This is a genomic window from Hyphomicrobium methylovorum (assembly GCF_013626205.1).
Taxonomy (GTDB): Bacteria; Pseudomonadota; Alphaproteobacteria; order Rhizobiales; family Hyphomicrobiaceae; genus Hyphomicrobium_B; species Hyphomicrobium_B methylovorum.
Window position 1 is genome coordinate 3,294,999 of sequence record NZ_QHJE01000001.1, and the last position, 24,570, is coordinate 3,319,568.

Sequence of the window (24,570 nt, forward strand, 5' to 3'; positions counted from 1 at the left end):
GCTCACGCCTCATCGTTGGTGACGGCGACGAGACGATCGAGCGCGCGCGCGGCGCGGCCGCTGTCGATTGCATCGGCTGCGCGCTTCATGCCGTCGGCCAGGCTGTCTGCCGTTCCCGCGACCACCAGCGCTGCTGCGGCGTTCAAAACGACGATATCGCGATAAGCGCTCGGCTCACCCTGCAACAGCGTGTGGATTGCGGCGGCGTTCGTTGCCGCGTCTCCGCCTTTGAGGTCAGCGATGTCGCTGCGTTTGATGCCGGTATCTTCGGGCGTGAGATCGAAGGCGTAGAGATCGCCGTTCTTCAGCTCGGCGATGTGCGTGACGCCTGTTGTCGTCAATTCATCCATGCCGTCCGCGCCGTGCACGACCCACGCATGCTCGGAACCAAGTTTGCGGAGAACTTCCGCGATCGGCTGCACGAGCTTCCTGTCATAAACGCCAAGCACCTGACGCTTGACGCCTGCCGGATTGCAGAGCGGGCCGAGCAGATTGAGGATCGTGCGCAATCCGAGATCGGCGCGGATCGGCGCCCACGTCTTGAATGCGGGATGATAAAGCGGGGCCCACAGGAAGCCGACACCAGCCTCCGCGATGGCACGTGAGACGACGACGGGCGGCACATCGAGTTTGACGCCGAGCGCTGCCAGAACGTCGGATGCGCCGGAAAGCGATGTCACGGCGCGATTGCCGTGTTTGGCGATGATGGCGCCCGCGCCAGCGGCTACGATTGCGGCGCAGGTCGACACGTTATAGGTGCCGCGGCTGTCGCCACCGGTGCCGACGATGTCGATGGCGCCCGGAGGCGCGTCGACCGTTGTCATGCGGCTGCGCACGAAGCGGGCGGCGCCGGTGATTTCTTCCGTCGTCTCGCCTCGAACGCGCATCCCCATCAGGAACGCGCCCATTGCAACGGGTGGGGCGATGCCGGACATCAAGAGATCGAGTGCCGACTGCATGCCGTCTTCGCCCAGCGTCTCGCCATCGGCGATGCGATTCATCAGAGCCTTGAGCTCGCGGGCGGGATTGGGAACGGGTGCGCTCACTGTTCAAGCCGCCTTGTTGCGGCTTTTGGGTGTGAACCCTGCGAGCGAAAGGAAGTTGGCGAGCAAAGCGTGTCCCTGTTCGGAAGCGATGCTTTCTGGATGGAACTGCACACCGTGCACGGGGTGAGATTTGTGCTGCAGGCCCATGATAATCCCGTCATCTGTTTCAGCCGTCACCTCAAGGCAATCCGGCAGCGACGCGCGCTCGACGATGAGCGAGTGGTACCGCGTAATTTCGAATTTCTTCGGTAGGCCTTTGAAGATGCCCTGATCGGTGTGCGTGATGGTCGAGAGCTTGCCGTGCATTGGCGAGGGCGCGCGGACGACTTTACCGCCGTAGGCCTGGCCAATCGCCTGGTGGCCGAGACAGACGCCGAGGAGTGGAATTTTTCCGGCTGCCACTTTGATCAGATCGAGACAAACGCCCGCTTCGTTCGGCGTGCAGGGGCCAGGCGAGAGAACGATGGCCTTCGGCTTTTTCTCCAGAACTTCATCGACCGAGACTTTGTCATTGCGGATGACGACGCTCTCGGTTCCAAGCTCGCCCAGATAGTGGACGAGATTGTAGGTGAAGCTGTCATAGTTATCGATGAGGATCAGCATGTTGGCCTTCTACTCGATCGGGTCGCCGCACGGAAGCCGTTCTAGCAGAAGTGCTGCTCAGCGCGACAGGGGGCATAGTGCTCGCGGTCGGGCCTGCCCGAGGACTTAACTGTTTACGCGGTCCCTTGGCGTGATGAAGGCTTCCAAATGGCCCGTCGCCGGGGCGATTTCGCGCCAGGACGAGTGGGGGAAGCGGAAGAGGGCGAGTGCGGCTGTCGGAAATTTGTCTTCCAGACGCGAGATGGACTTCGCGTCGCCCGTGCCTGCTAGCATCCGGGCGAGACCGTGAAGGCCCGGGTTGTGGCCAATCATCAGGACCACCTTATTCTCCGCGTCGACGCTGCGAAGGCGCGACAACAAGGTGGCTGTATCGGTGAGATACAACTGATCGTCATAAACGACGTTGGCGGCGGACTTGCCCAAATTCGACAAATCCAGAGTCTCGCGCGTGCGTTTCGCCGACGAGCATAAAATGACCTCAGGTGTGAATTCTCTACTCTTGAGCACTTCACCCATCAGTGGAGCCGCCGAACGTCCGCGATCGTTCAGCGGACGGTCAAAGTCATCGAGATCAGCATTGTCCCAAGTGGACTTCGCATGACGGAGAAGTGCAAGGGACAGCATTCGAACCTGGCGTTAGTGATTTTCAGAAGTCAGCACCATATAGCACACCGCCCTTGAGGTTAAGCGGTTGGATGCTGTGCAGTGCCGCAAAATAAGGCTCGTGATGCATGGATTATGTGCTTGCGCCGGTCTTTTGGATTCTCAGCTTTATTTTTAATCTCGCCGTGTGGGTGATCTGGCAATTGTTCTGGATCGCTTTCTGGCTGATTCTGCCGATCGTCGTTGTCGCGTTCGTTGCTCTGAGAATCGCTGAGCGTGTGCTCGGACGAGATCGCGTCGCAGCATGGGTGAAAGCGCGGACTGCGAAATATGGAGCCGCTGCTTCGCAACGTGCACGGCGCATTACGTTCGCGCTCGGAGTTGCTCCGTTACGTGTGCTGTTCTGGTTTCCGATCTATGCGATGTGGCACAGCATCATCAGCTTGCTGTGGCGTCCGAAGTGGTCGCCGTGGCAGCGCGCATGGTCGAGGCGTTCGCCGCCACCGCGGAATTCTGAGTCGATTGCAGGCGATAAAAAGCGGGCGTGAGGTCAGGCGAATGGTCCGCCGTTGCCGGCACTGGAGCTATCTGTCTTGCGTGAGTTCGTGGCGAAGCGAACGGCTTCTTCGGCTGCGCGCACGACGGCCTTCGCCTTATTGATGCATTCCTGCTGTTCGTTCTCGGGAATGCTGTCGTGCACTACGCCAGCGCCTGCTTGAATGTGGATCTTGCCGTCTTTCAGGATCGCGGTGCGAAGCACGATGCAAGTGTCCATCTCTCCGCCTGCGGAGAAATATCCGACGCAACCCGCGTATGGTCCGCGCTTGGCCTTTTCCAATTCGGCGATGATTTCCATGGCCCGGACTTTCGGCGCGCCGGAAACGGTGCCAGCGGGAAACCCTGCCATCAGCGCGTCGATGCTATCGAATTTTTCGGAATCGAGATTGCCGATCACATTCGAGACGATGTGCATCACGTGGCTGTAGCGTTCGACGATGAACTTGTCGGTGACGCTGACGGTGCCGGGCAGGGACACGCGGCCAACGTCATTGCGTCCGAGGTCCAGCAGCATCAGGTGCTCGGAGCGCTCTTTCGGATCGTTGAGGAGAGCGGTTGCGAGCGCCTTGTCTTCAGCGTCATTGCTACCGCGGCGGGTTGTTCCGGCGATCGGGCGAATGGTGACGACGCCGTCGCGAACGCGAACAAGAATCTCAGGCGACGAGCCAACGAGCTGGAACTCACCGAAGTCGAGATGGAACAGGAACGGCGACGGGTTGAGGCGACGCAACGAGCGATAGAGTGCGAATGACGGAAGCTCGAAGGGCGCGGAGAAGCGCTGCGAAAGCACCACCTGGAAGATGTCGCCCGCGCGGATGTAATCTTTCGCCTTATCGACCATCGCCAAGTAGTCGGCAGCGGCTGTATTCGATTTGGGTTCCGGCAAAGCCACGGCGGCGCCAGTGGCCGAGGCGCCATGCGGCAGCGGCGTGTCGAGGCTTTGCACGGCAGCATCGAGACGCGCGAGCGCATTTTCATAGGCTTCGGCGGCACTGGTCGTTGCGTCCGGCCGCGCCGGGCTCACGAGGATCATCTCGTCCCGGACGTTGTCGAAGATCAGCATCAGCGTCGGGCGGATGAGAATGGAATCGGGAACGCCGAGCGCATCGGGCGACATTTCCGGCAGGTTCTCGATCAGCCGTACGGTGTCGTATCCCATGAAGCCGAAGATTCCTGCTGCCATCGGCGGCAGCGCATCCGGCAGCTGAATAGCGCTTTCGTCCAGCAGCGCGCGCAGCGATTGGAGCGCGGGCTGATCGTCGGGGACGAAGGATGCGGGATCGGAGAGCGGCGTGCGGTTGACGCTCGCTGTGTTTCCCACGGCCTGCCAGATGAGGTCCGGGGCGAAACCGATGACCGAATAGCGTCCGCGTGCTTCGCCGCCTTCGATCGACTCGAGGAGGAAACTCATCGGCCGACGGTCGCACAGTTTTAGATAGGCTGAGACAGGCGTTTCGAGATCAGCGACGAGGCGCGTCCACACAACCTGGGGCGTGCCTGCGTCGTAGGTTTTCGCGAACGCTTCGAAGGGCGGATAAAATTCGCCATCCGCGCGCTGGTTCACAGACGCGCGTTTTGATGATCCCGCTGCGATGTCTGCGGGGGATTCCGGCGCGCGCGTTTTCACGTTCGCCTTACTCCCCGCCCAGCCCGATCGCGGAATTGAGTTCCGCTTGATTGATCGATGCGCCGTAACGCTTCTTCAGTCCCTCGGTGTATTCGGTCAGCGACTGGTTTGCGAGTTCCGCTTCGAGCCTGCGGTTTAACTCGTCCTTTTCGGTCAGTGTCGCTTCCGCTGCCGGAATGACTTCCGCCACACGGAATACGATGTCCGTCGAACGGTCGCTTGAAGGGCCATGTCCGGCCTTGCCCTTGGCGGTGGCGAAAGCCTGCTCCATCATCGACTGCGAGATGCTTTGCGGCACTGTGTTGCGCGTGATCGGATCGGTCTTTTCGACCTTGTTCTTCGCTTCGGCTTCGAACGCGCTCAGCGGCTCACCTGCGTTGACGCGCTCGGTGATCTTCTTCGCCATCTCGCCAATGAGGCGCTGGCTTTCAGCCTTCATGTAATCTTCTTTGACCTGATCCTTGACCGTATCGAACGGCTTCAGCTTGGGTTCTTCGGTCGAGAGGACGTTGACCCAGGCAGCGCCGCCGTCCGTCAGATCGATCGCCGTGTCGTCGTTGTTGGATTCCGGAGCGAAGACGCGCGCGATGATTTTCTGAAGATCCGGGCTCAACAGCACGGGCTTGCCATCGGGGGCGAGGCCAGTTGCGTCGACTGCTGGAATTTCCTTGAACGTCAGCTTCAGCTGATCGGCGACTTCTTGCAGCGTCTTGCCTGCAAGCCGGTTGTCTTCAACGTCGTCGCGACGGTTCTGAAGTCCGGTGCTCGCCTTGTCTGCTGCGAGTTTTTCGCGAACTTTTTCCTTCACGTCCGCGAGCGTGTGGGTGACGCCGGGTTCGATCTGCGTCACGCGCACGATGACAGTCGCGAAGCGGCCTTCCACCACATCGGAATACTTATCCTTCTCGATCGAGAACGCCACGTCAGCGATCTTCGGATCGATCAATGCAGACTTCGTCACGAGGCCAAGGTCGACGTCGGTGTCTTTGGCGCCAGCGTCCTTGGCGACGTCGGCAAACGACTTCGTGCCGTCACGAAGGGCTTTGAGCGCAGCTTCGGCCGTCGCCGTGTCCTTGAACGCGATCTGCTGTACGCGGCGCTTTTCGGGCTGATCGTACGTTGATTTCGATGCCTCATAGGCCTTCGTAATTTCGTCGTCGCTCACTTCGACCTGCTTTTTCAGATCGTCGAGCGTGAGCATGAGAAGCTGGACCTTGCGGTATTCCGGCGTCTCATATTTCGTTTTGTTGTCGTCGTAGCGCTTCTGCAAGTCCGCCTGATCCGGCTCCTTCACAGTGACGGCTTCCGGATCAATCTTGAGCCATTCGAGGACGCGCTTTTCCTGATTGTGCGCGTGGATGGCGTCGAACAGCGGCTTTGGCACCGTCTGTGCGGCGAGGAAGGATTCGACGATCATGCCGCGCAGTTCATCCTGGCGGCGTAACTTCAGGAAGTGCTGCTCGCTCATGCCCATCTGGCGAAGCATGTTTTCGAAACCGAGGCGGTTGAACTTGCCGTCAGTCTGGAAATTCGGATCCGACTGGATGCCGTCGACGAGCGTTTTATCAGACAGCGAGAGGCCAAGCTGTTCAGCATTCTGTTCGATGGCCGAACCCGCAACAAGCTGCGCAACAACACGCCTGTCGAGACCGAAGGCGCGGCCTTGTTCCGCGGTCAAACGCTGATTGGCCTGGCGCGAAACACGATCGAGTTCCTGCTGGTAGGACTGCCGGAATTCTTCCGTCGTGATCGATGTCGATCCGATCTTTGCGACCGAGCCCGTGCCCCAGCCGTGAAATACGTCGGCGACTCCCCAAATCGCGAAGCTGAAGCAGAGGATTCCGAACAACACCTTAGCTAACGGTGTCTGGGCGCCGCGTCTTAGTGCTTCGAGCATGGAGATCGTATGTCCCGTTGAAGGAAGCGTGACGGGCCCGTTCGGGCGCACGGTCAAACGACTTCATTTGGTGAACGCCCCAGGTGACGGGGCGCGCGAGCGTGATATGAAGCGCAGGCGGCTGCGGATTGCAAGGGTGCAGCAATGGCAGCCTCGGCGAACGGGCTTACCCCGAGAAACCGGGCCGGCGGCACGATTAAAGGGATGGTATGGCAGGACAAGCGAAGAATATTCGGCCGCTCGTGGCTGGGAACTGGAAGATGAACGGTGTCAAGGCGAGCGCCGCAGAGGTCGAAGCCGTGAAACGTGCGCTGTCGGAGGCAAAGCCAGCGATCCCGGCGGACGTCATGATCGCACCGCCAGCACCGCTGATTTCAGCTTTCTCCACAGTGGCGGCGGGCTCTGATATCGCCATCGCCGGTCAGGATTGCCATCCGAAGGTTTCCGGTGCGCATACAGGAGATGTTTCGGCCGAGATGCTCAAAGATGCGGGCGCGGAGGCCGTTATCGTCGGGCATTCGGAGCGCCGGTCGGATCATGGCGAATCGAGTGCGGTGGTGAATGCGAAAGCCAGCGCGGCGCATCGCGCGGGTTTGACGGCTATCGTCTGCATCGGTGAGACGCGCGGCGAACGCGACGCTGGTTTGACGATCAAAGTGGCTGGGCGGCAACTCAAAGACTCGCTGCCGCAATCATCGACAGCGGCCAATACCGTGGTTGCTTACGAACCGGTTTGGGCCATCGGCACAGGCCTCGTTCCATCCACGGCAGACGTTGCGGAGGTTCATGCAGCCATTCGCGCGGATCTCATCAACAGGTTTGGCGATGAAGGCGCGGCGATGCGAATCCTCTATGGTGGTTCAGTGAAGCCCGATAACGCACGCGAACTGCTGGCAATTGCCAACGTCAACGGCGCGCTTGTTGGGGGCGCTAGCCTGAAGGCCAGCGATTTTCTCGCCATAGTTCGCGCCTACCAGAGGGGATGATGCTCGTTTCGCGCTGTTTCGCCGTTCTGTTGTTCGTTGCCGGTCCTACGGCCGTTGCTCATGCGACGGAAGCGAAGATCGACGACGCGACCTGCGTGCAGTTGCGGGCCGAGCAGTCGAAGCTCCGGCATGCGGGCGTTTCGGATGATTTGAAGAAGGGCGTGGCCTGGGCCAAGTCCAATCTCGCTCCGGCACGGATGCGCGATGTTGAGCAGTACATCAGGCTGGATGAACAACTGAAATTCGGCTGCCGCGATGCCAAGCCTTCGCTCGCGGCGGAAAAGGCTCGCGCGGCGGCGGCTCGGATCGAGGCCAACTCGGATGCCGATCCGCTGGTGCCCGTCGCCGTCGATCCGGCAAAGCCCGGCGCTGCTGACGCATCGGACAAAGAGAAGAAGAAGCCTCAGAAGAAGCAGGCCACGAAGAAAGCTAAGCCGGCCGATCCCAATGTAGGGTCGGGCGATCCGCCGAAGCCTGCACCCACACCCGCGGCGGCCGGAAAACCGCACGCTGACGCTCGGCCGATCACGCCGCGCCGTGCGACTCCGGCGCCCCGGCCTTCGCAGGAGACCGCTGCTGCGGATGCGCAAGACCAGCTGCCAGCATTCGGTTTTGGCGAGATGACCGTTTTGCCGCACGTCGAAGGCGGCAGGTAATTGGGCGGGGCTGCCTTGTGCTTGGGTGCAGGGCTGGTCCGCTCGGAAAAGGTGGTGTATACGGCCGCCTTCGCGTGTCGGCGCACTAGGGTGCCGGCGTTTCGCGGCAAGGACGCTTGGACTCCCAAATCATGGCTACCGTACTCCTCATCATTCACCTGATGATTTCCGTGGCGCTGGTGTGCGTCGTGCTGATGCAGAAATCCGAAGGCGGCGCGCTGGGGATTGGTGGCAGCGGCGGCGGAGGCGGTGGCTTTCTGACCGGCCGGGGAACGGCGAACCTGCTGACGCGGATGACGGCTGGACTGGCCGCTCTCTTCTTTCTGACCAGCATTCTGCTGACGATTCTGGCGCGAAATGCCGCGAATCAGGGATCGCTGTTTGATGCGACGCATCCGGGCAGCCCGCCTGTTACCGCTCCGGCGACGCCGGGCAGCGGCGAGGCACCGGCAGGACGTGGCGGCGTGCTCGACAAGCTGCAGCAGCAGGGCGGCCCGGCCGTTCCGCAGAACCAATAACGACCCTTACGAGGATGGTGCAGCTACGTGTGAGGCGTAGCTGCAACGCATAAGGCCCGCGCCAAACGGACCTTGCGACGTTTTCGTGTGGTGAGAGTGCAAAAAAGCCGCTTCGAATCCGGCGCTGGCTGTGTAAGAACAAAAGCCCATGCAACGGTATATCTTCATCACCGGCGGCGTGGTCTCCTCTCTCGGTAAAGGACTCGCATCCGCCGCCCTCGGCGCTCTTCTTCAGGCGCGCGGATATTCGGTCAGGCTCAAAAAACTTGATCCTTACTTGAACGTCGATCCGGGCACTATGAGCCCGTATCAGCACGGCGAAGTTTTCGTGACCGATGACGGTGCGGAGACCGACCTCGACCTTGGACACTACGAGCGCTTCACGGGCGTTCCGGCGAAACAGTCGGACAACGTCACGACGGGTCGCATCTATCAGGACATCCTCGCCAAGGAACGGCGCGGAGATTTCCTGGGCGGCACCGTGCAGGTGATTCCGCACGTGACAGATGCCATCAAGAACTTCGTTCTTTCAGGGAATGAGGACGTCGATTTCGTGCTCGTCGAGATCGGCGGCACGGTTGGCGATATCGAAGGGCTTCCGTTCTTCGAAGCCATCCGCCAGCTTGGCAATGAACTGCCACGCGGCGCGTCCGTCTTTATCCATCTGACGTTGATGCCGTTCATTCCATCGGCCGGAGAACTCAAGACCAAGCCGACGCAGCACTCCGTGAAGGAGTTGCGCTCGATCGGTATTCAGCCGGACATTCTGCTTTGCCGCTCCGACAGGGAAATTCCGGTTGGGGAACGCAAGAAGATTGCGCTGTTCTGCAACGTCAGGCCGGAAGCCGTCATTCAGGCACTCGACGTCTCTTCGATCTATGACGTGCCGCTTGCCTACCACCGCGAGGGGCTCGACCGGGAAGTGCTGGCGGCGTTCGGCATCACCGGAGCGCCGAAGCCGGACCTGACACGCTGGGAAACGATTTCACACGGGATCGCCCAGCCGGAAGGCGAAGTGACGATTGCGATCGTTGGCAAATATACCGGCCTCAAGGACGCGTATAAGTCGCTGATGGAGGCGCTCGTTCACGGCGGCATCGCGAACCGCGTGAAGGTCAAGCTCGAGTGGATCGAAAGCGAGATCTTCGAGCGTGAAGACGCAACGCCGTATCTTGAGGGTGTCAACGGCATTCTCGTGCCGGGCGGGTTTGGCGAGCGTGGTTCTGAAGGCAAGGTGCTGGCCGTGAAATTCGCGCGCGAGCGGCGCGTTCCGTATTTCGGCATCTGCTTCGGCATGCAGATGGCCTGCCTCGAAGCGGCGCGCAATCTGGCCGGTCTCCCGCACGCTGGTTCGACTGAGTTCGGCGAAACGTCTGAACCTGTCATCGCGATGATGACGGAATGGATGCGCGGCAACGAACTTGAAGAGCGTCGCCAGGGCGGCGAATTGGGCGGCACGATGCGGCTCGGCGCCTATGACTCGACGTTGGCGCCAGGAAGCCGGATCGCTGGGATCTACGGTTCCGAACACATATCGGAGCGCCATCGCCATCGGTACGAAGTCAACATGCGGTACCGCGCGGCGCTGGAAAAAGCGGGTCTGATGTTTGCTGGTCTGTCCCCGGATGGACTGCTGCCGGAAACGATCGAGTATCCGGATCATCCGTGGTTCATCGGGGTTCAGTATCACCCCGAGCTGAAGTCACGTCCGTTCGATCCGCATCCGTTGTTCGCGAGCTTCATCGCGGCGGCGGTCGAGCAGTCACGGCTCGTTTAATTCGAACTGCTTCAGACACATAATAATCCCGGCGGGTTGCGCCGGGATTCATCGTTGCAATCTCGACAGGCGATATCAGGGGGTCGTCGTGGCTGGCGCCATCGTGCCTGCCGGCGGTGCGGCGACCGTCGTGACGTCCAGACGAAGCACGCCGCTGTAAAGCAATCCGCCAAAGACGACTGCGAAGACGATTGCCGTCGCGAGGGCGTTCATGAAACGGTTCGAAAACGAAATCAGATTGCCGATGAGATCGAGTACGAACACGACGAGTGCGCCGATCAATACCGGTTCGATCCAAGGATATTGTTCAAACATTTCAAATCCCCATTTTTTTGACGCCGCCCCCGAGTCGCGGCTTGAGATCGCTTTTATAGCACGCCCGCCGAGATTTGATCCAATCCCGACCATTTGGCACCGTCAGCGAGTGGAAACCTACGGTGCGATCATCGCTCAGCTACTCGATCGCGAGACGCAGAGGATATTGAACAGAGCAACGATCTAAGGCGTTGAATCACTTTCGAAACGATATAACAGTTCACCGTTTCGTGATCACGAAAAGTTTGCCAAGTGAGAGCGAAATGAGATTGGAATTTTATCGGTAGCCCAACTATCTACTTCCTCAACAGGAGCAACCTGTCGAATTTGGAGGAGGACACACCATGAAAGTCTGGACCAAACCCGCAGTTCGCGAACAGGAAGTCGGTCTCGAAGTTACGAGCTATCTGCCGGCCGAGATCGATCTCATCTAAGAATTCAATCTTCGGATTGGAAACGGCGGCCTTCGGGCCGCCGTTTTTGTTTCAGGGCTCGGATTTCTCAAAAGCTTTGGGATGTTCACGCGGGTTGGGGGAAACGGCTGTAAGATCTCGCCGTGCTGCTTTCAGGCCGCTATAATTCTCCGATGACCCAGCACGAAACTTTAAAGCCTGCTTCGCGCGTTCGCGCAGGTTCGGTACTTTTCGCCAACGACGCGCCGATTGCCGTCCTTGCAGGCCCCTGCCAAATGGAAAGCCGCGAGCATGCGCTTGAGATGGCGGCAGCTTTGGCAGAAATCTCACAAAAGCTTGGGATCGGGCTCGTCTACAAATCATCCTTCGATAAGGCCAACCGCACCTCGCTTTCCGGACGGCGCGGCATCGGGTTGAAGGCGGCGTTGCCGGTCTTCGCCGAAATCCGCGAGCGTTACGACCTACCGATCGTCACCGATATTCATGAGACGGCGCAGTGCGCGCCCGTGGCGGAAGTTGCGGACGTTTTGCAAATTCCCGCATTTCTCTGCCGCCAGACCGATCTGCTCATCGCGGCGGCTGAAACCGGCCGCGTGATCAAGATCAAGAAGGGTCAGTTCCTCGCGCCTTGGGACATGAAGAACGTCGTCGCCAAGGTGACTGGGTCGGGCAATCCGAACGTCCTCGTTACGGAACGAGGCTCGAGCTTTGGCTACAACACGCTGGTCGTGGACATGCGTTCGCTGCCGCAAATGGCGGAGACGGGTGCGCCCGTTATCTTCGATGCCACGCATGCGGTGCAGCAGCCGGGCGGGCAGGGGACGTCATCAGGTGGCGACAGGCGCTTCGTTCCAGTGCTCGCGCGGGCTGCCGTGGCGGCGGGTGTCGCGGGCCTCTTCATCGAAACGCACCAGGACCCCGATCACGCACCGTCGGACGGCCCCAATATGGTGCCGCTCAAAAACTTCGCAGGTTTGATTGCAGAGCTGCAGGCGATCGACAACGTCGTGAAGGGTAGCAAGGGCGCGGACCTGGCCAGTTAGTCCGCGCGTCTCGATTGTTCTTCGCAGATTGCGGCCTCATCCCCCTGAGACGCGCTTGCCGCGAACAGCGTCTTTCTCTCAGGTCTTTGCAGACCAGAGTCGTGCCGCCAGAGTATCGATAGCGGAGCGGCTTGAGAGGTTTCCGTACTGCCCACCGTCAGACACCACGACGCCGACAATCGGGATCGGTGTATTTGCGGTTCGCAGCGGCGAGCTGTGTCCAACGTTGACAGCGGCAATTGCCATCGACGTCATCAGCAGGCTCAAAGTTGAAAGGCAAGAAGCGTAGGCAAGGGCACGCGAAACAAATTCGTATTGCATCAGACCACCTCAAAAACAAAAAACAACGGGTGACGACACATCGCTTGCGATCAATCGGCGAATGGGAAGAAGGCCAGTCACCGAATGTTTTTAGACTACGTCAATGTTCGTTAAGGGCGCGTTAAGCCTAACGCTTCGTCAATACTTTTTTCGTCCGCACGCGCGGACTCTGGCGCGAGTCGGCAGGCGCAGCACGATCAGGCGCGCGATGCTTCGCAGATCGCTCGCACAGAGCGGAAATCAGACGCTAAGAGGGGGTTGGGCGCCCTAGCTCTTCATATCGGCGCGTATGGCGCGCGCAACGGCGCCTGCGCGTTCGTCAATGAGCTGAGGAATTTCGCAAGCGATCGGCATGTTCGCCTGCTTCTCCTGGAAGGTGCGAACCTCCCATTTGTACTTTTCCTCGGCATCCGAGAGCTTGTTGATCTCGCCAGCCGGTTCCGAATCCGCGGCAGCTGCAGCCGCGACGGCCTCAGGCGGCAGCTCCTGAGATTCCTTGTCGATCTCCTTGGCGCGTTCAAGCTGGCGCTTATGGAACCGCTCGATGCCGGACATCACGATCCGGCGCTCTTCATTCGTGCGCGTCAGCACAGCGGCGAACAGTTCCGTCAACTTGGCGTCGTGCACGTCAGCGGGTTGAGCATCGGCGAATTTCTTGATCGCCGCTTCGACCTCTTCCATCGTCAACCGTCGCGAGATCAGATACTCCGACAGCTTTCGCACGGTCTCATCTTTGCGCCAGCTTGTGGTGTCGGTGATCTCGGGGCCGTCCCAGATCGTTGCAGCACTCAGTTGCGGAACCTTGCGGTAAATGCAGGGCCATTCGGTCGCCGGGGCCTTAGCAAGTTCCGCCGCAGTCTGCGGTGCTGGCGTTTCCTGTGCTGGCGTTTCCGGCTCGGCTGCGTTGGCGCGCGGACCGAAGCTAACGCTCGAGACCGACACGGTTGCCGCGACAGCGAACAGCGATGCGCGAATGAGGACAGAAGACTTCATAACAACACACCTCATGTTAGGCGCCTGGTCCGCCGCGCCGGGAGATCAGGCCTTTCGATGGATTGTAGGCATAAACGGCCGCCGCAAGAAACAGCACCGTACACCCGACAACGATGAGAAGTGAGATCGTATCGATCTGACCGTAAAGAGCGAAGCGGATGAGTTCGACCGCGTAGGTAAATGGATTGAGCCGGCATATTTCAAAAAGCAGCGGGCTGGCTTCGCGGATGCGCCATAGTGGATAGAGCGCGGATGACGCAAAGAACATCGGGAAAATCACGAAGTTCATGACGCCAGCGAAGTTTTCGAGTTGGCGAATGACCGACGAAATAAAGAGTGCCAGCGAACCAAGCATCAGGCCTGCGAGAACGATTGCCGGAATAACCGTGATGTAACCCGCGAAGGGCTGCAGCACGGCTGGGATCGATACGAGCGAGTGCACGATCGGTTCGGCCATGCCCGTTACGTCCTGGCCGAGCCAAGCGGGAGCCTCGAAGAACGTGAAGAGCTTCAGCTCTGAAATGGGCGGAGGTTGAATGCCCCAGAAATAGGCGACCAGCAGAAACGCATATGACTGCAGCAGCGCGACAGAGACACCGCCAAGCAACTTCGACAGCAGCAGGAACCAACGCGGAAACGGACTGACGAGCAGCGTGCGCATCGTGCCGGTTTCGCGGTCATAGACCATCGATAGCGACGATTGCATTGCGTTGAAGAGCAGGATCATCGCGATCAGTCCTGGCGCGATGAATTCCTCATAAAGCACGTACGTCTCGTAGGGCGGAATGATCGAGACGCCGAGCGTCTGGCGAAAGCCTGCGGCGAAGATGAAAAGCCAGATGAGCGGACGGACGAGGGCGGAGAGAAAGCGCTCGCGCTGATGCAGATAGCGCAGGATCTCACGCCAGACGATGCCGCGGAAGCAAGCAAAGTAGCCGGATATGCCAAGACGGCGGCGCGCGGACGCTTCGGATTCCGCGATAGTTCCCGGACTCATCATTGCCGTGCTGGACACGATCGGAGACGACATCAGGCGGCCTCCTCGACCGAGGCCGACGTTCCGGTGAGCGTGCGGAAGGCTTCACGAACGGTCGTCGTTCCGGTCTGTGCGAGAAGCTGGGGCACGCCGCCGTTGAACAGCACGACGCCCTTGTGCAGCACCACGACCTGATCGGTCCGCAACACTTCGTCCATCAAATGGGTGGCCCAAAGTACGCCAAGGTGCTCTCGCGCGACGAGGTCGCGAACGATCTTGATAACGCTTTCGCGCGATCCGAGGTCGAGACCGACCGTCGGTTCGTCAAGCAGCAGCATGTTCGGGCGATGCATCATCGAGCGCGCGATCTCGACGCGTCGGACCTGCCCGCCAGATAATGCGCGCACTTTCTCATTGGCGCGATCGCCGAGCCCGACAAGCTCGAGCGCGGCCTTGGCGCGTTCGGCCGCTTCGGGCTTGGAATATCCATGCAGCGCCGCATGATATTTGAGGTTCTGCGCCAGCGTCAGATCGACGTCGAGCGTGCGGCTCTGAAAAACCACACCAAGCTGCTGGAGTGCGAGCGATGGGCGCCGGCGCACATCGTGGCCGCGAATGAAGATCTCGCCCGTCACGTTGTCGTAGAGGCGCGTTACGAGCGAGAAGAGCGTGGATTTTCCCGCGCCGTTCAGGCCGAGAAGCACGACGAAGCCGCCTTGCCCCACGCTCAACGATACGTGATCGAGGACCTTTCGGTCCCCAAAGCTGTGGCTGACATCGTTGACGACGAGCGCGGGCGTGCGGTCCGTCTCCGCTGTGATGGCCGGGGCCGTCTTCGTCATGCTATCGCCGTCCATCGCATTGTATTTTCCCGCGTCTTCCCTAGTGCGGCGAGACGACCACGCCCCATGGGTAGCGGCCAACCTTGATCGACTTTATCGCCTTCTGACTCGCAACATCGATAACTGTTACATCGTTAGAGGCGCCGTTGGTGGTGAATAAAAGTTTATCGTCGGGTGTGAAATACATCTGCCAAACGCGTTGACCCACCAGGATATACTTGAGGACCTTGAAGGTTGCCGTGTCGACGACTGCCACACGGTTTGCGGGGCCGAGCGCGACGAACGCGATCTTGTCATCTTTCGTGATGCGGATCCCGACCGGCTGAATGGCTTCGCGGGTGATGCCGGGGATCTCGAAATTGATCTTGCCGATGATCTTACGGTCCGCCGGATTGATGATCGTCACGGTGCCGCCGACCTCGGAGGATACCCAAAGCTGCGTCTGAGCGGCGTTGAACATAGCAACGCGCGGACGGCTATCGACCAGCACGTTGTCGAACGTCTCGTGCTTCGTCGTATCGATGAAATGGGCCATGTTCGTCGTTTCCGACGTGTTGACCAGCACCTTGCCGTCGGGGCTCATGCCCATTCCTTCGGGTTCAACGCCGACAGGAATTTCCGTGACGACCTTCGAGGTTTCGATGTCGACGACGGTGACGAGGTTATCATCTTCATTGGCGATGTAGAGCCGCTTGCCGTCGGGGTGCAGCGTCAGAAGCTCGGGATCGGGTCCGGAGGGAAGCGATTTGATGTATTCGAGCGTCTTGGCATCATAAACTTTCACATCATTGTCATCGCTCGTGCAGATGATGATCCATTTGCCGTCTTGCGACATCACGATGCCGCGCGGGCGCTGGCCGACCTTCGCCGTCTTGATGACTTCGAGCTTTTCCGTGTCGATGACGCTGACGGTATTGTCCTTTTCGTTCGTGACGTAAGCAGTGAACGCGCTGGCGGGGGACGCCACAGCGGCAACGGCTGCGAACGAGAGAAGAGCAGAAAAGGCACTGGGTCGTCGCAACATCTCTCGTCTCCAAATAGCGGATCCTGCAATCAGGATCTGTTGAGGAAAGGTCTTCTCACCTGCCGCGTTATTGCGCGTAGGCTTTGCACTTGGTTTCCGGCTTGTCCAAGCCGAGCGTATCGAGGGTACTGAACTGGTGCAGGAAGCCTGGCTGAGGTGACACGCTGACCAGCAGCTTCGGCGTTCCGACGATCAAGGGCTCGCGAAGCTGGCCGTTCCACGTGCGGAAGCTGAGTGCGACGCCTTTGAAGGCCGCGACCTCAAATTCCGGTGAGTGGATGAAGTCGTGCAGAACCTTGAAGTCTGTCGTGTGCCGGCGCGTGACGGCTTCGCCGATGGCGCGCGTCGCGACCCAGGCATCATAATCGATGGTGCGCATCTGCCGGTTGTTCAGGCGGCGGAAGCGATGTTGGAACTGAGTGCCACCCCACAGCTCAAGAGCGGGATGCCAGCTCGTCGGCGTCAATCCTGCTGAGCCAGCAACCGGACGCGGCACCCAGGTGCGGAACGGAAAATAGTCGGCAAAGAGTTTGCCATCGTCAGCGACGACGACCACGTCATGGTCTTTCGCGCGCTGCATGAAGCTCGGGATCTGCTGCTGAACCTGTTCGAACCCGCCATCGGCGCGGCGGCTGCCGGTTTCCTGCTTGAATTCGCGATCCTCAACGATCTTCGCGCCGAATTTCTTTGCGGCCCGGCGATATGCATCGGCCAGCAGCTTGTCTTCCGGGCGAGGACCCGACACCAGGAACCAGTTGCGCCACTGTTTCCACGCCAAATACTGACCGAGCGCGTCCGCGAGCATCGTGCGGGTTGGCGCAACATGCATGACGTTTGCGCGGCAATCTTCTTCGCGCAGCCGGTCGTCAGGGTTGCCGACGTTGAAGATGATTGCCGGTTTTCCCGAGAGAGCGTCGGAGAGCTTCAGGATGCCGTCCGGGTCGAGATCAGCGATGATAAAGCTATCACCGGAGGCCTGCTTTTCCTTGGCGCCAGCGATCAGCTCATCGACGGTTCCTTCAAGGGTATCGAGCTTGAAGGTCTGGTTGAGGAAGCGCCCGGTCGTGTTGTTGTCGGCGATGCCGAGCTTGGCGCCAGCGATCCCATCATCAGGAGAGGGCAGGTCCAAAAGGGAGAGCGGAAGTTCGTCGGTGCGGTTCTGTTTAAGGTAAAGAATCGAGACGTTTAGCGGTTCGCGCTTGGCGGGCTGAACGTTGGTGTCGATTGCTTGCTCACCTGCGGCCGCGGGCTTGGCAGCATCCTCGGCGTAAAGCGCGCCGGGCCAGCAGGCGAGTGCGAGCGCCCCAGCAACAGCCATGGTCCTCGGGCTCCAGCGTCGCGGGGTGCGTCCAGTCCTCGGCGGGCATGGCATTGGCAATGATCGAACTCCGAAAGGCAGGAAATACGCGGTTATGGGAAGGGAAGCCGACCCTTCCAATGTTACTGTGTTGCTGTAAAAGGGGGCGTAGCATCTGGTTGTCAAGGCAGACGCACCGGGCTCGCGCGTTTGTGACTGGGAACAATCGCCAAAATTTGTGTGAAGGTCTTGCAATAGTCTAGGGGTAGCAAACACGTAAAGGCTCTGCGCCTTCGTCTGGGCGTAAACCATGTTCTCTCCGAGGTTCCGAAACCCCGTAGCTTGGATTTCCCGCCTTATGCTTCATCCGCTTATTTATGCAGCTCTCGCGCTCATCATTGCCTCTCCCGCCGCTGCCGTTACGAAGGTTGCCGTCGTCCCATTCGATTTTCACGATGCGCAGCAAGATGGCGAAATGTTTCCGCAGCATGATCCTAACGATCTGCAACGGTTGAAACTAATTGCGGATGAACTGCGTAGTCTGATGGAAAAAGACGAGCGCTATCAGGTGGTCGATCTTTCCGGCAAAGCGCAGGAGATCGAGGCAGCGTCTCCATTCTACAAATGTGATGGCTGCGAAGTGCCGATCGCAAAAGAGGCCGGTGCAGATGTGGTTGTCACGGGATACGTCGACAAACTCTCGAATGCTCTGATCCAGCTACAACTCGTCGAGCGAAATGTGGCGACCGGCGAGCTCACCAAGACGATGTCGGCGTCGATCAACGGGAATACCGACGAACTTTGGCTTCATGGGCTCAAGTACCTTTGGCGAAATCGATTCAGCGCAGAGGCACAAGCGAAATGACCGATGTGACCCGCCGGCAGGCGATCGCAGCGGGCACAGCGTTGCTTGCCGCTCCTCTGTTGCCCAGGCCGCTTTTGGCGGCGAATGCGGTTCGTCTGAGCTCAATCCGATCCGGCTCAGTCAGTTGGTTGATCGAAACGATCCGCGCCGAGGGCATCGACAAGAAGGTTGGCTTGACGCTTGACGTCGTCGAGGTCGCGAGCAGCGCAGCGGCATCGATCGCTCTGCTGTCCGATTCTGCGGACGTCATCGTCAGCGATTGGACCTGGGCGATGCGGCAACGCTCAAAGGGTTACGATCTCAAGTTCGCGCCCTATTCGACGGCACTCGGCAGCGTGATGGTTCCGCAGAAGAGTCCGGCGCAATCGATTGCGGACCTCATGGGCAAGCGGATCGGCGTGGCTGGCACCGGCATCGACAAAAGCTGGATTTTGCTCAGGGCGTATTCGCGCAAAATGACCGGCAAGGATATCGCCGACGAGTCCGAACCGGTATTCGGCGCGGCGCCGCTCGTCACTGAAGAATTTCGCAGCGGGCGGTTGGACGCCGTTCTCAACTTCTGGACTTATGCTGCGCGTCTTCAAGCGGAAGGCGCCCGTCAAATGCTTTCGATGGCTGATGTGGTGCATGGGCTTGGCGTTTCGCCAATTCCCGCCCTTGTCGGTTTTATCTGGTCCGACAAAGAGGTTCGCGATAAAGGCATTCCAGTCGACAAGTTGTTGCTCGCGGAACGCGAAGCCAACGCGGTGTTGGCAACGTCGGACGCAGCGTGGCAACGGATTAGGCCCCTTATCCGTGTGACTTCGGATCGCGAACTCGAGGCGATCCGTGATTATTATCGTGCCGGAATTACAGACGGTTGGGGTGCGAACGAGACGGCTGCAGCGGAGAAGATGACCAATCTTCTCATTGAACTCGGTGACGCGGAACTCGTAGGCGATGGCACCCGTTTCGACCAGAATCTCTTCCATACCTAAGCCGATGCCGGTGTCCGGTATCAATTCGACGGCGGAGCGCCTTCTATGGCTGATCGGCTCGCTCGCCGTTCTCGTTCTTTTTTGGCATGTTATCGCCGTCATTCTGCAAAACCGATATTTGCCGACGCCGCTCACTGTTTTCGACGTCGTCATCAGCGAGGCTAAAAACGGGGACCTCTGGAAGCACACGTCGGCAACGCTGGTGCGTGTTGCGTTCGCGTTCGTCGTTTCGATGTTCATCGGGACGGCGATCGGGCTCGCGCTCGGAAAATTCCGCACGGCGGACAAGTTTTTCGATTCCTGGTTGATCCTGTTTTTGAATCTTCCGGCTCTTGTCACCATTACGCTCTGCTACATCTGGTTTGGCCTTGGTGATGCCGCGGCGATTATCGCGGTGGCGCTCAACAAAATCCCGAACGTTGCGGTGACGATGCGGGAAGGCACGCGCAGCCTGTCGCGTGATCTCAATGAGATGGCGGGGATCTATAAATTCGGGTGGTGGAGAACACTGCGGCACGTCACGGTGCCACAACTCGCGCCGTTTTTTGCTGCGGCGGCCCGTTCGGGTCTCGCGCTGGTATGGAAGATCGTGCTGGTGGTCGAAGCGTTCGGCCGTTCGAACGGCGTTGGGTATCGTCTCAATATTGCGTTTCAGGAATTTGATGTCGGCATCATTCTCGCTTACGCGCTCGCTTTCATTCTGATCGTTCAGATCATCGAGTTCGCGATCCTTCAACCGGCTCAAGCACGGGTGAGCGCATGGCGGCGATAAATGGTTTGAATGGATCGGCGCCTATCCGGGTTGCCGTTCGTCGCAAGACGTTTCAGTCCGTCGGCGGGCGCGCAGCGCAGACGGTTCTCAAGGATATCGAGTTCGAGGTTGCGCCGCGCTCGTTTCTCGTCATCACCGGCCCATCCGGTTGCGGGAAGTCGACGTTGCTCAACATCATTGCCGGGCTCGATACGGATTTCGAGGGCGTGATCGACCTGGGACCGGCGAAGGACAATCTCTCCTTCATCTTCCAGACGCCCCGGCTTTTACCCTGGCGCACGGTGTACGAAAACATCGCACTGGCGTTGCCGCCGGACGATCCGCGGCTTGCCGGGATACCCGCCATGCTTGAGCGCGTTGGGCTTACCCAGGCCGCGAACGCCTATCCGGAAATGCTCTCCCTTGGCATGCAACGGCGGGCGGCACTGGCGCGCGGCTTTATCCTCGAGCCCGAAATCCTGCTGATGGACGAGCCCTTTGTTTCGCTGGACGATCCAACGGCCGTCAGCCTGCGCGAGCTTCTGATGGAGCTTTGGCATAGCCATCCCACCACGGTTATTTTCGTGACTCACGATCGAACCGAGGCAATACAACTCGGAACCCGCATATTGCGCTTGGCGCCCGGACAGGCGAGTGTCGCGCAGGACGTCGCGGTGACGCTGTCGCCGACCGACCGTGCGGATCGCGCGGTGGTTCTGGCGGAGCAGAATCGCATATTCGCGGACGCTTGAGACAAGCTGCCCCGCAACGGAAATCCAAGGCGCACGGACACAACGGATGATCGCAGGGTTGAAACGCGAAGGGCCCGCCTTTCTCGCGAGCGTGAAGAGCGCTGAGGAAGCGCTGGCGGCGCTCGATGCTGGCGCGGACCTGATCGATGGGAAAGATCCGGTGGCCGGTGCTCTCGGCGCGCTCGATCTCGCAACTGTTCGCGGCATCGTTGACGCTATCGCGTCGCGTCGTCCCGTCAGCGCGACTGTGGGCGATCTCCCTGCCGAACCCGAAGCAATGGCATCTGCTGTTACCGAGATGGCGTCCACCGGTGTGGACCTGATCAAGATCGGGTTCTTCGGTGACCGTGACCCTCAAGCTGCCATTCAGAGACTTGGTCGTGACGGTCATTGGCGCGGGCGCATGGTCGCCGTGCTGATGGCGGATCGCGCGCCGGACTTCGCCATTCTTCCACTGCTCGCCGCGAATGGCTTCGCGGGTGTCATGCTCGATACTGCCGGTAAAAGCAGCGGGCGGCTGACGTCGGTGCTTTCGCGCGATCGGCTTGCCGAGTTCGTCCGCACCGGTCGCGCTGCGGGATTGACCACCGGGCTTGCCGGATCGTTGGCAATCGAAGACATCGCATCATTGATGCCGCTCAGCGCGGACATACTTGGCTTTCGAGGAGCGCTGTGCCGCGACGGCCGGACAGGAACATTGGACCCGCAGCGTGTTGCGGCGGTTCATGCAGCGCTTACACGCGAATTTAAGGCGCCGCAGGAGAGATCGGTCGCATGAAAGAGAAGAAGAAGTTGCGCAAGAGCGATACTGCTGGTGCGCACAAGGCCAAGGCTCGCAAGGCTCATCAAATCGGCGACCGCATTTTCGTGCGTGACTTCATCGTTGATTGTAACGTCGGAGTTTACGCGGAAGAGCAGGGCATTACGCAAAAGGTGCGCTTCTCCGTCGAAGCGCTGCTGACGCCGGACGTTTTCAGCATCGATGATGAAATGGCGGAAGTGCCGTCGTACGCCGATATTATCGACATCATCGTTGCGCTGGCGCGTGGCGGACATATCAATCTGGTCGAGACGTTTGCCGAGCGCATCGCGGAGAGCGTGCTCGCGGAATCGCGCATCGCCGCGGTTCGCGTCGTGCTCGAAAAACTCGAACGTGGACCTGCACGCGGCGTCGACATCATTCGCCCGGCGACGAAGGCTGCGGCGCGCGAGTTTGGCCGTGGCTGATGCCCCGACGACGGACGTTGCCCCGCTCGTCGTCAAGGTCGGTGGCAGCCTGATCAAATCCGGACGGTTCGCCACGGTTCTTGAAATCCTCGCTGTCACGCGTGTGCCTACCGTCCTCGTTCCCGGAGGTGGGCCATTTGCGGATAGCGTTCGCGCCTTACAACCTGCGTTGCAATTCGATGACGAGATCGCGCATCGGCTTGCCATGCTCGCGATGCAGCAGACGGGTGAATTGATGGTGGCCACTCATCCGAGATTTCAGATTGGGGAAACACCAGCGGAAATTATCGATTGTCTTTCAAGAGGCATGATCCCGGTTTGGGCGCCCGCAAAGATGCTTACCGACGACAAGACACTTCCCGCCGGATGGTCAGCAACGTCGGACAGCCTTGCGGCGTGGCTTGCGGAGAGACTTGGCGCTCGCGAGCTTCTGCTGGTCAAATCTGTTGATGTGGCGGCCGGCGCTTCGCTCGAGGATCTGGCGCGAGACGGCATCGTCGATCCTGTGATGCCGGGGATCGTTGCGCGTGCGGGGCTTTCGTGGTCCATCTTTGGGCCTGCTGCCGATGTCCGTCTCGGACGCGTTTTGCAAGGTGAAGGACGCCACTGATGCCGCGTATCGTCGAAACCATCGTGACGACCATGGATGCGAACGGGACCGCTCATATTGCGCCGCTCGGTCTGATCGAAGACGGGCCGCACTGGATCATCGCGCCGTTCAAGCCCTCGCGGACACTCGATAACCTCCGGGCGGTTCCTTACGCGGCTGCGAGCCATACCGACGACGTGCGAGTGATCGCGGGATGCGTGACGGGTCGCAAGATCTGGCCGCTTACGCCTACGACGGCTGTAAAGGGCGCGCGCCTTGCGGATTGCGTATCGCATTGGGAATTGCGTGTTGAAGAGGTCATCGAGGATTCCGAGCGCCCGCGTTTCAAATGCGGGATCGTGCATCAGGAAACGCACAAGGGCTGGGAAGGATTCAATCGCGCGCAGGCGGCGGTTCTGGAACTCGCTGTATTGACGACGCGCTTCAGAATGCTGCCGCCGAAAAAGATTGAAGATGAACTGCGCTATCTCGAAATTGCGATCTCGAAAACTGCGGGGCCACGCGAAGACGAAGCGTGGGAGTGGTTGATGGAAAAGGTCGCGGCTTGGCGGCAATCGCTGTTCGACAAATCCGAAGGCACATGATGGCCGCTAAAGACGAAAATCGAATTGCGTTCATCCGCGCTGTCGCTGCTGCGGCAGCGGATGGTTCGTTTCTCCGAATGACGCTTGGAAAGTTTCGCGGAGAGGGCGAGCCGCGCAAGGCGGTGGCGACGCCAATCGTGCTCAAGGGCGCGCCACATATAAAGTTTGTCACGAGTTTCGCGCGGAAGGATGAGACCAAGAACTTCGCGGTTCCCGATGCGATCAATCATCTGAAGACGCTTCTCGGAACGAGCTATCTCAGCGTGACGCTGTTTACGCCGGAGCGCAATCTAACGCTCGGCTACAGCAAGAAGCGTGTTTCGCAATTGGTGACAAACAAGGCGACGGACACAGCCGACAGCGCGGCGCCGGACGCAGCGCACGATCGCGCGAAGGCGTATCTGGTTGCTCCAGACCGGCCTTACCTCTCGGCGCTCGGCGTTGCGGATGGGTCGGGACGCATCAAGCCGACGATGCAAGGCAAGTACCGGCAGATTTGCCGCTTCATCGAGATTGCCGACGGGCTGTTGAAATCCGCGCGCTCCGAAGGGGGCCGTGATGCGCTGTCGATCGTCGATATCGGATCGGGCAAAGGTTATTTGACCTTCGCTCTTTATGATTATGTGACGACAACGCTCGGACGTCCCTGCCGCATGACGGGCATCGAGATCAGGGACGAACTCGTTCAGGCGTCGAATGCGCTTGCGCGGGATCTTGGATTTGCCAACCTGATATTCGAAGCGGCCGAGGCACGGAAATCCTCGGCTGGTCCCGTTGATGTCGTCATCGCGTTACATGCGTGCGATACGGCGACGGACGATGCGCTGGCGATTGGCGTGAATGCGGACGCTCAGGTTATTCTTGCTGCTCCCTGCTGCCAGCACGAATTGGCACCGCAGATCGATCATCCGGCAGATGGTCTTGCCGGTCTCGTGAAATATCCGCTGCTCAAACAACGCCAGGCCGATCTCGTCACGGATGCCGCGCGTGCGCTATTGCTGGAAGCGGCGGGATATAAAGTTAAAATCATCGAATTCGTTTCAACGGAGCACACCGCGAAGAATCTGCTTATCGCAGCTTCTAAATCCTCTACCGTCAATCGTGATGCGGCGCGGCGGCAATACCGGGCGTTGAAAGAATTGACCGGTTTTGCGACACATCATCTCGATACGCAACTTAAGGCTGCCGAATAAGTCGATTGCATTAATCCGTCGCGCCACATTTGCTGCGCAGCATAATGAGATTAGAGTGCAGCGCGGAACCAAGCAGTTTCTGTGCTGTTAATTCCGAACAGTTTCCCCCTAAGACG

28 protein-coding genes are annotated in these 24,570 nt (G+C 59.6%); 16 read left to right on the forward strand and 12 right to left on the reverse strand.

The annotated features are described in order from the left end of the window. Window positions 1–2: 2 nt before the first annotated feature. The 3 genes from trpD to DLM45_RS15660 form a co-directional block, all read right to left on the reverse strand. A complete protein-coding gene (gene trpD / locus DLM45_RS15650) occupies window positions 3–1,001 on the reverse strand; it encodes an anthranilate phosphoribosyltransferase (RefSeq protein ID WP_181338375.1) in 999 nt (332 codons plus the stop codon). A 48-nt stretch (window positions 1,002–1,049) separates the two neighbouring features. Further along, the gene (locus tag DLM45_RS15655; protein ID WP_181338000.1) at window positions 1,050–1,649 is read right to left on the reverse strand and encodes an anthranilate synthase component II; all 600 of its coding nucleotides are present in this window, start codon (window positions 1,647–1,649) and stop codon (window positions 1,050–1,052) included. A gap of 105 nt (window positions 1,650–1,754) precedes the next feature. Next, window positions 1,755–2,273, reverse strand: a complete 519-nt coding sequence (locus DLM45_RS15660; protein WP_181338001.1) for a SixA phosphatase family protein — start codon at window positions 2,271–2,273, stop codon at window positions 1,755–1,757. Between the two features lie 107 nt (window positions 2,274–2,380). Here DLM45_RS15660 and DLM45_RS15665 point away from each other — a divergent pair, with 107 nt between their 5' ends. After that, a complete protein-coding gene (locus DLM45_RS15665; RefSeq protein WP_181338002.1) occupies window positions 2,381–2,800 on the forward strand; it encodes a hypothetical protein in 420 nt (139 codons plus the stop codon). Between the two features lie 2 nt (window positions 2,801–2,802). Here the strand turns inward: DLM45_RS15665 and trpE are convergent, their stop codons facing one another. Further along, on the reverse strand, window positions 2,803–4,374 hold the full coding sequence (trpE, locus tag DLM45_RS15670; RefSeq protein WP_181338377.1) for an anthranilate synthase component I: 1,572 nt from the start codon (window positions 4,372–4,374) through the stop codon (window positions 2,803–2,805). A 70-nt stretch (window positions 4,375–4,444) separates the two neighbouring features. After that, window positions 4,445–6,334 (reverse strand): SurA N-terminal domain-containing protein, encoded by a 1,890-nt coding sequence (locus DLM45_RS15675; protein WP_181338003.1) that lies wholly within the window; start codon window positions 6,332–6,334, stop codon window positions 4,445–4,447. A 209-nt stretch (window positions 6,335–6,543) separates the two neighbouring features. On the opposite strand from DLM45_RS15675, the gene tpiA reads away from it, so the two are divergent. From tpiA to pyrG, 4 genes are all read left to right on the forward strand, one after another. Further along, complete coding sequence (tpiA, locus tag DLM45_RS15680; RefSeq protein WP_181338004.1) at window positions 6,544–7,320, forward strand: triose-phosphate isomerase; 777 nt, start codon at window positions 6,544–6,546, stop codon at window positions 7,318–7,320. Beyond that, entirely contained in the window at window positions 7,320–7,976 is a 657-nt protein-coding gene (locus DLM45_RS15685; protein WP_246317456.1) for a hypothetical protein, read from the forward strand. The genes tpiA and DLM45_RS15685 overlap by 1 nt, the downstream gene beginning before the upstream one ends. 131 nt (window positions 7,977–8,107) lie before the next feature. Beyond that, complete coding sequence (gene secG, locus DLM45_RS15690) at window positions 8,108–8,494, forward strand: preprotein translocase subunit SecG (protein ID WP_181338006.1); 387 nt, start codon at window positions 8,108–8,110, stop codon at window positions 8,492–8,494. A 148-nt stretch (window positions 8,495–8,642) separates the two neighbouring features. Beyond that, window positions 8,643–10,271: a CTP synthase gene (gene pyrG / locus DLM45_RS15695; RefSeq protein WP_181338007.1), complete on the forward strand. Its 1,629-nt coding sequence runs from the start codon at window positions 8,643–8,645 to the stop codon at window positions 10,269–10,271. Between the two features lie 75 nt (window positions 10,272–10,346). Here the strand turns inward: pyrG and DLM45_RS15700 are convergent, their stop codons facing one another. After that, on the reverse strand, window positions 10,347–10,586 hold the full coding sequence (locus DLM45_RS15700; protein ID WP_181338008.1) for a hypothetical protein: 240 nt from the start codon (window positions 10,584–10,586) through the stop codon (window positions 10,347–10,349). A 344-nt stretch (window positions 10,587–10,930) separates the two neighbouring features. Between DLM45_RS15700 and pqqA the strand changes: the two genes are divergently transcribed. Continuing rightward, window positions 10,931–11,020, forward strand: coding sequence for a pyrroloquinoline quinone precursor peptide PqqA (gene pqqA, locus DLM45_RS15705; protein ID WP_015597947.1), 90 nt, complete (start codon window positions 10,931–10,933; stop codon window positions 11,018–11,020). Between the two features lie 152 nt (window positions 11,021–11,172). Further along, on the forward strand, window positions 11,173–12,042 hold the full coding sequence (gene kdsA / locus DLM45_RS15710; protein WP_181338009.1) for a 3-deoxy-8-phosphooctulonate synthase: 870 nt from the start codon (window positions 11,173–11,175) through the stop codon (window positions 12,040–12,042). A gap of 78 nt (window positions 12,043–12,120) precedes the next feature. On the opposite strand, the gene DLM45_RS15715 is transcribed toward kdsA, so the two are convergent. From DLM45_RS15715 to DLM45_RS15740, 6 genes are all read right to left on the reverse strand, one after another. Continuing rightward, entirely contained in the window at window positions 12,121–12,297 is a 177-nt protein-coding gene (locus DLM45_RS15715) for a hypothetical protein (protein ID WP_246317460.1), read from the reverse strand. A 333-nt stretch (window positions 12,298–12,630) separates the two neighbouring features. After that, window positions 12,631–13,356 carry a hypothetical protein gene (locus DLM45_RS15720; protein ID WP_246317465.1) on the reverse strand — a complete coding sequence of 242 codons (726 nt, stop codon included), beginning with the start codon at window positions 13,354–13,356 and terminating at the stop codon, window positions 12,631–12,633. A gap of 16 nt (window positions 13,357–13,372) precedes the next feature. Next, window positions 13,373–14,386, reverse strand: coding sequence for an ABC transporter permease (locus tag DLM45_RS15725; RefSeq protein WP_181338011.1), 1,014 nt, complete (start codon window positions 14,384–14,386; stop codon window positions 13,373–13,375). Continuing rightward, the gene (locus DLM45_RS15730; RefSeq protein WP_181338012.1) at window positions 14,386–15,174 is read right to left on the reverse strand and encodes an ABC transporter ATP-binding protein; all 789 of its coding nucleotides are present in this window, start codon (window positions 15,172–15,174) and stop codon (window positions 14,386–14,388) included. Before DLM45_RS15730 ends, DLM45_RS15725 begins: the two co-directional genes overlap by 1 nt. 40 nt (window positions 15,175–15,214) lie before the next feature. Continuing rightward, the gene (locus DLM45_RS15735; protein WP_181338013.1) at window positions 15,215–16,198 is read right to left on the reverse strand and encodes a YVTN family beta-propeller repeat protein; all 984 of its coding nucleotides are present in this window, start codon (window positions 16,196–16,198) and stop codon (window positions 15,215–15,217) included. A gap of 67 nt (window positions 16,199–16,265) precedes the next feature. Next, window positions 16,266–17,516 (reverse strand): ABC transporter substrate-binding protein, encoded by a 1,251-nt coding sequence (locus DLM45_RS15740; RefSeq protein ID WP_181338014.1) that lies wholly within the window; start codon window positions 17,514–17,516, stop codon window positions 16,266–16,268. 337 nt (window positions 17,517–17,853) lie between these two features. Here DLM45_RS15740 and DLM45_RS15745 point away from each other — a divergent pair, with 337 nt between their 5' ends. Genes DLM45_RS15745 through DLM45_RS15785 form a run of 9 tightly spaced genes read left to right on the forward strand, consistent with a single transcriptional unit; the run spans window position 17,854 to window position 24,454 of the window. Continuing rightward, on the forward strand, window positions 17,854–18,360 hold the full coding sequence (locus DLM45_RS15745; RefSeq protein WP_181338015.1) for a DUF3280 domain-containing protein: 507 nt from the start codon (window positions 17,854–17,856) through the stop codon (window positions 18,358–18,360). Next, complete coding sequence (locus tag DLM45_RS15750) at window positions 18,357–19,337, forward strand: ABC transporter substrate-binding protein (RefSeq protein ID WP_181338016.1); 981 nt, start codon at window positions 18,357–18,359, stop codon at window positions 19,335–19,337. The genes DLM45_RS15745 and DLM45_RS15750 overlap by 4 nt, the downstream gene beginning before the upstream one ends. After that, a complete protein-coding gene (locus tag DLM45_RS15755; RefSeq protein WP_181338017.1) occupies window positions 19,300–20,109 on the forward strand; it encodes an ABC transporter permease in 810 nt (269 codons plus the stop codon). The genes DLM45_RS15750 and DLM45_RS15755 overlap by 38 nt, the downstream gene beginning before the upstream one ends. Then, the gene (locus DLM45_RS15760) at window positions 20,097–20,840 is read left to right on the forward strand and encodes an ABC transporter ATP-binding protein (RefSeq protein WP_181338018.1); all 744 of its coding nucleotides are present in this window, start codon (window positions 20,097–20,099) and stop codon (window positions 20,838–20,840) included. Before DLM45_RS15755 ends, DLM45_RS15760 begins: the two co-directional genes overlap by 13 nt. Window positions 20,841–20,886: 46 nt before the next feature. After that, window positions 20,887–21,618, forward strand: a complete 732-nt coding sequence (locus tag DLM45_RS15765; protein ID WP_181338019.1) for a (5-formylfuran-3-yl)methyl phosphate synthase — start codon at window positions 20,887–20,889, stop codon at window positions 21,616–21,618. Next, a complete protein-coding gene (locus tag DLM45_RS15770; RefSeq protein ID WP_181338020.1) occupies window positions 21,615–22,067 on the forward strand; it encodes a dihydroneopterin aldolase in 453 nt (150 codons plus the stop codon). Before DLM45_RS15765 ends, DLM45_RS15770 begins: the two co-directional genes overlap by 4 nt. Then, a complete protein-coding gene (locus tag DLM45_RS15775; RefSeq protein WP_181338021.1) occupies window positions 22,060–22,677 on the forward strand; it encodes an amino acid kinase family protein in 618 nt (205 codons plus the stop codon). The genes DLM45_RS15770 and DLM45_RS15775 overlap by 8 nt, the downstream gene beginning before the upstream one ends. Next, the gene (locus DLM45_RS15780; protein ID WP_181338022.1) at window positions 22,677–23,261 is read left to right on the forward strand and encodes a DUF447 domain-containing protein; all 585 of its coding nucleotides are present in this window, start codon (window positions 22,677–22,679) and stop codon (window positions 23,259–23,261) included. Before DLM45_RS15775 ends, DLM45_RS15780 begins: the two co-directional genes overlap by 1 nt. Then, window positions 23,261–24,454: a class I SAM-dependent methyltransferase gene (locus DLM45_RS15785; protein WP_181338379.1), complete on the forward strand. Its 1,194-nt coding sequence runs from the start codon at window positions 23,261–23,263 to the stop codon at window positions 24,452–24,454. Before DLM45_RS15780 ends, DLM45_RS15785 begins: the two co-directional genes overlap by 1 nt. The last annotated feature ends 116 nt before the right edge of the window (window positions 24,455–24,570 follow it).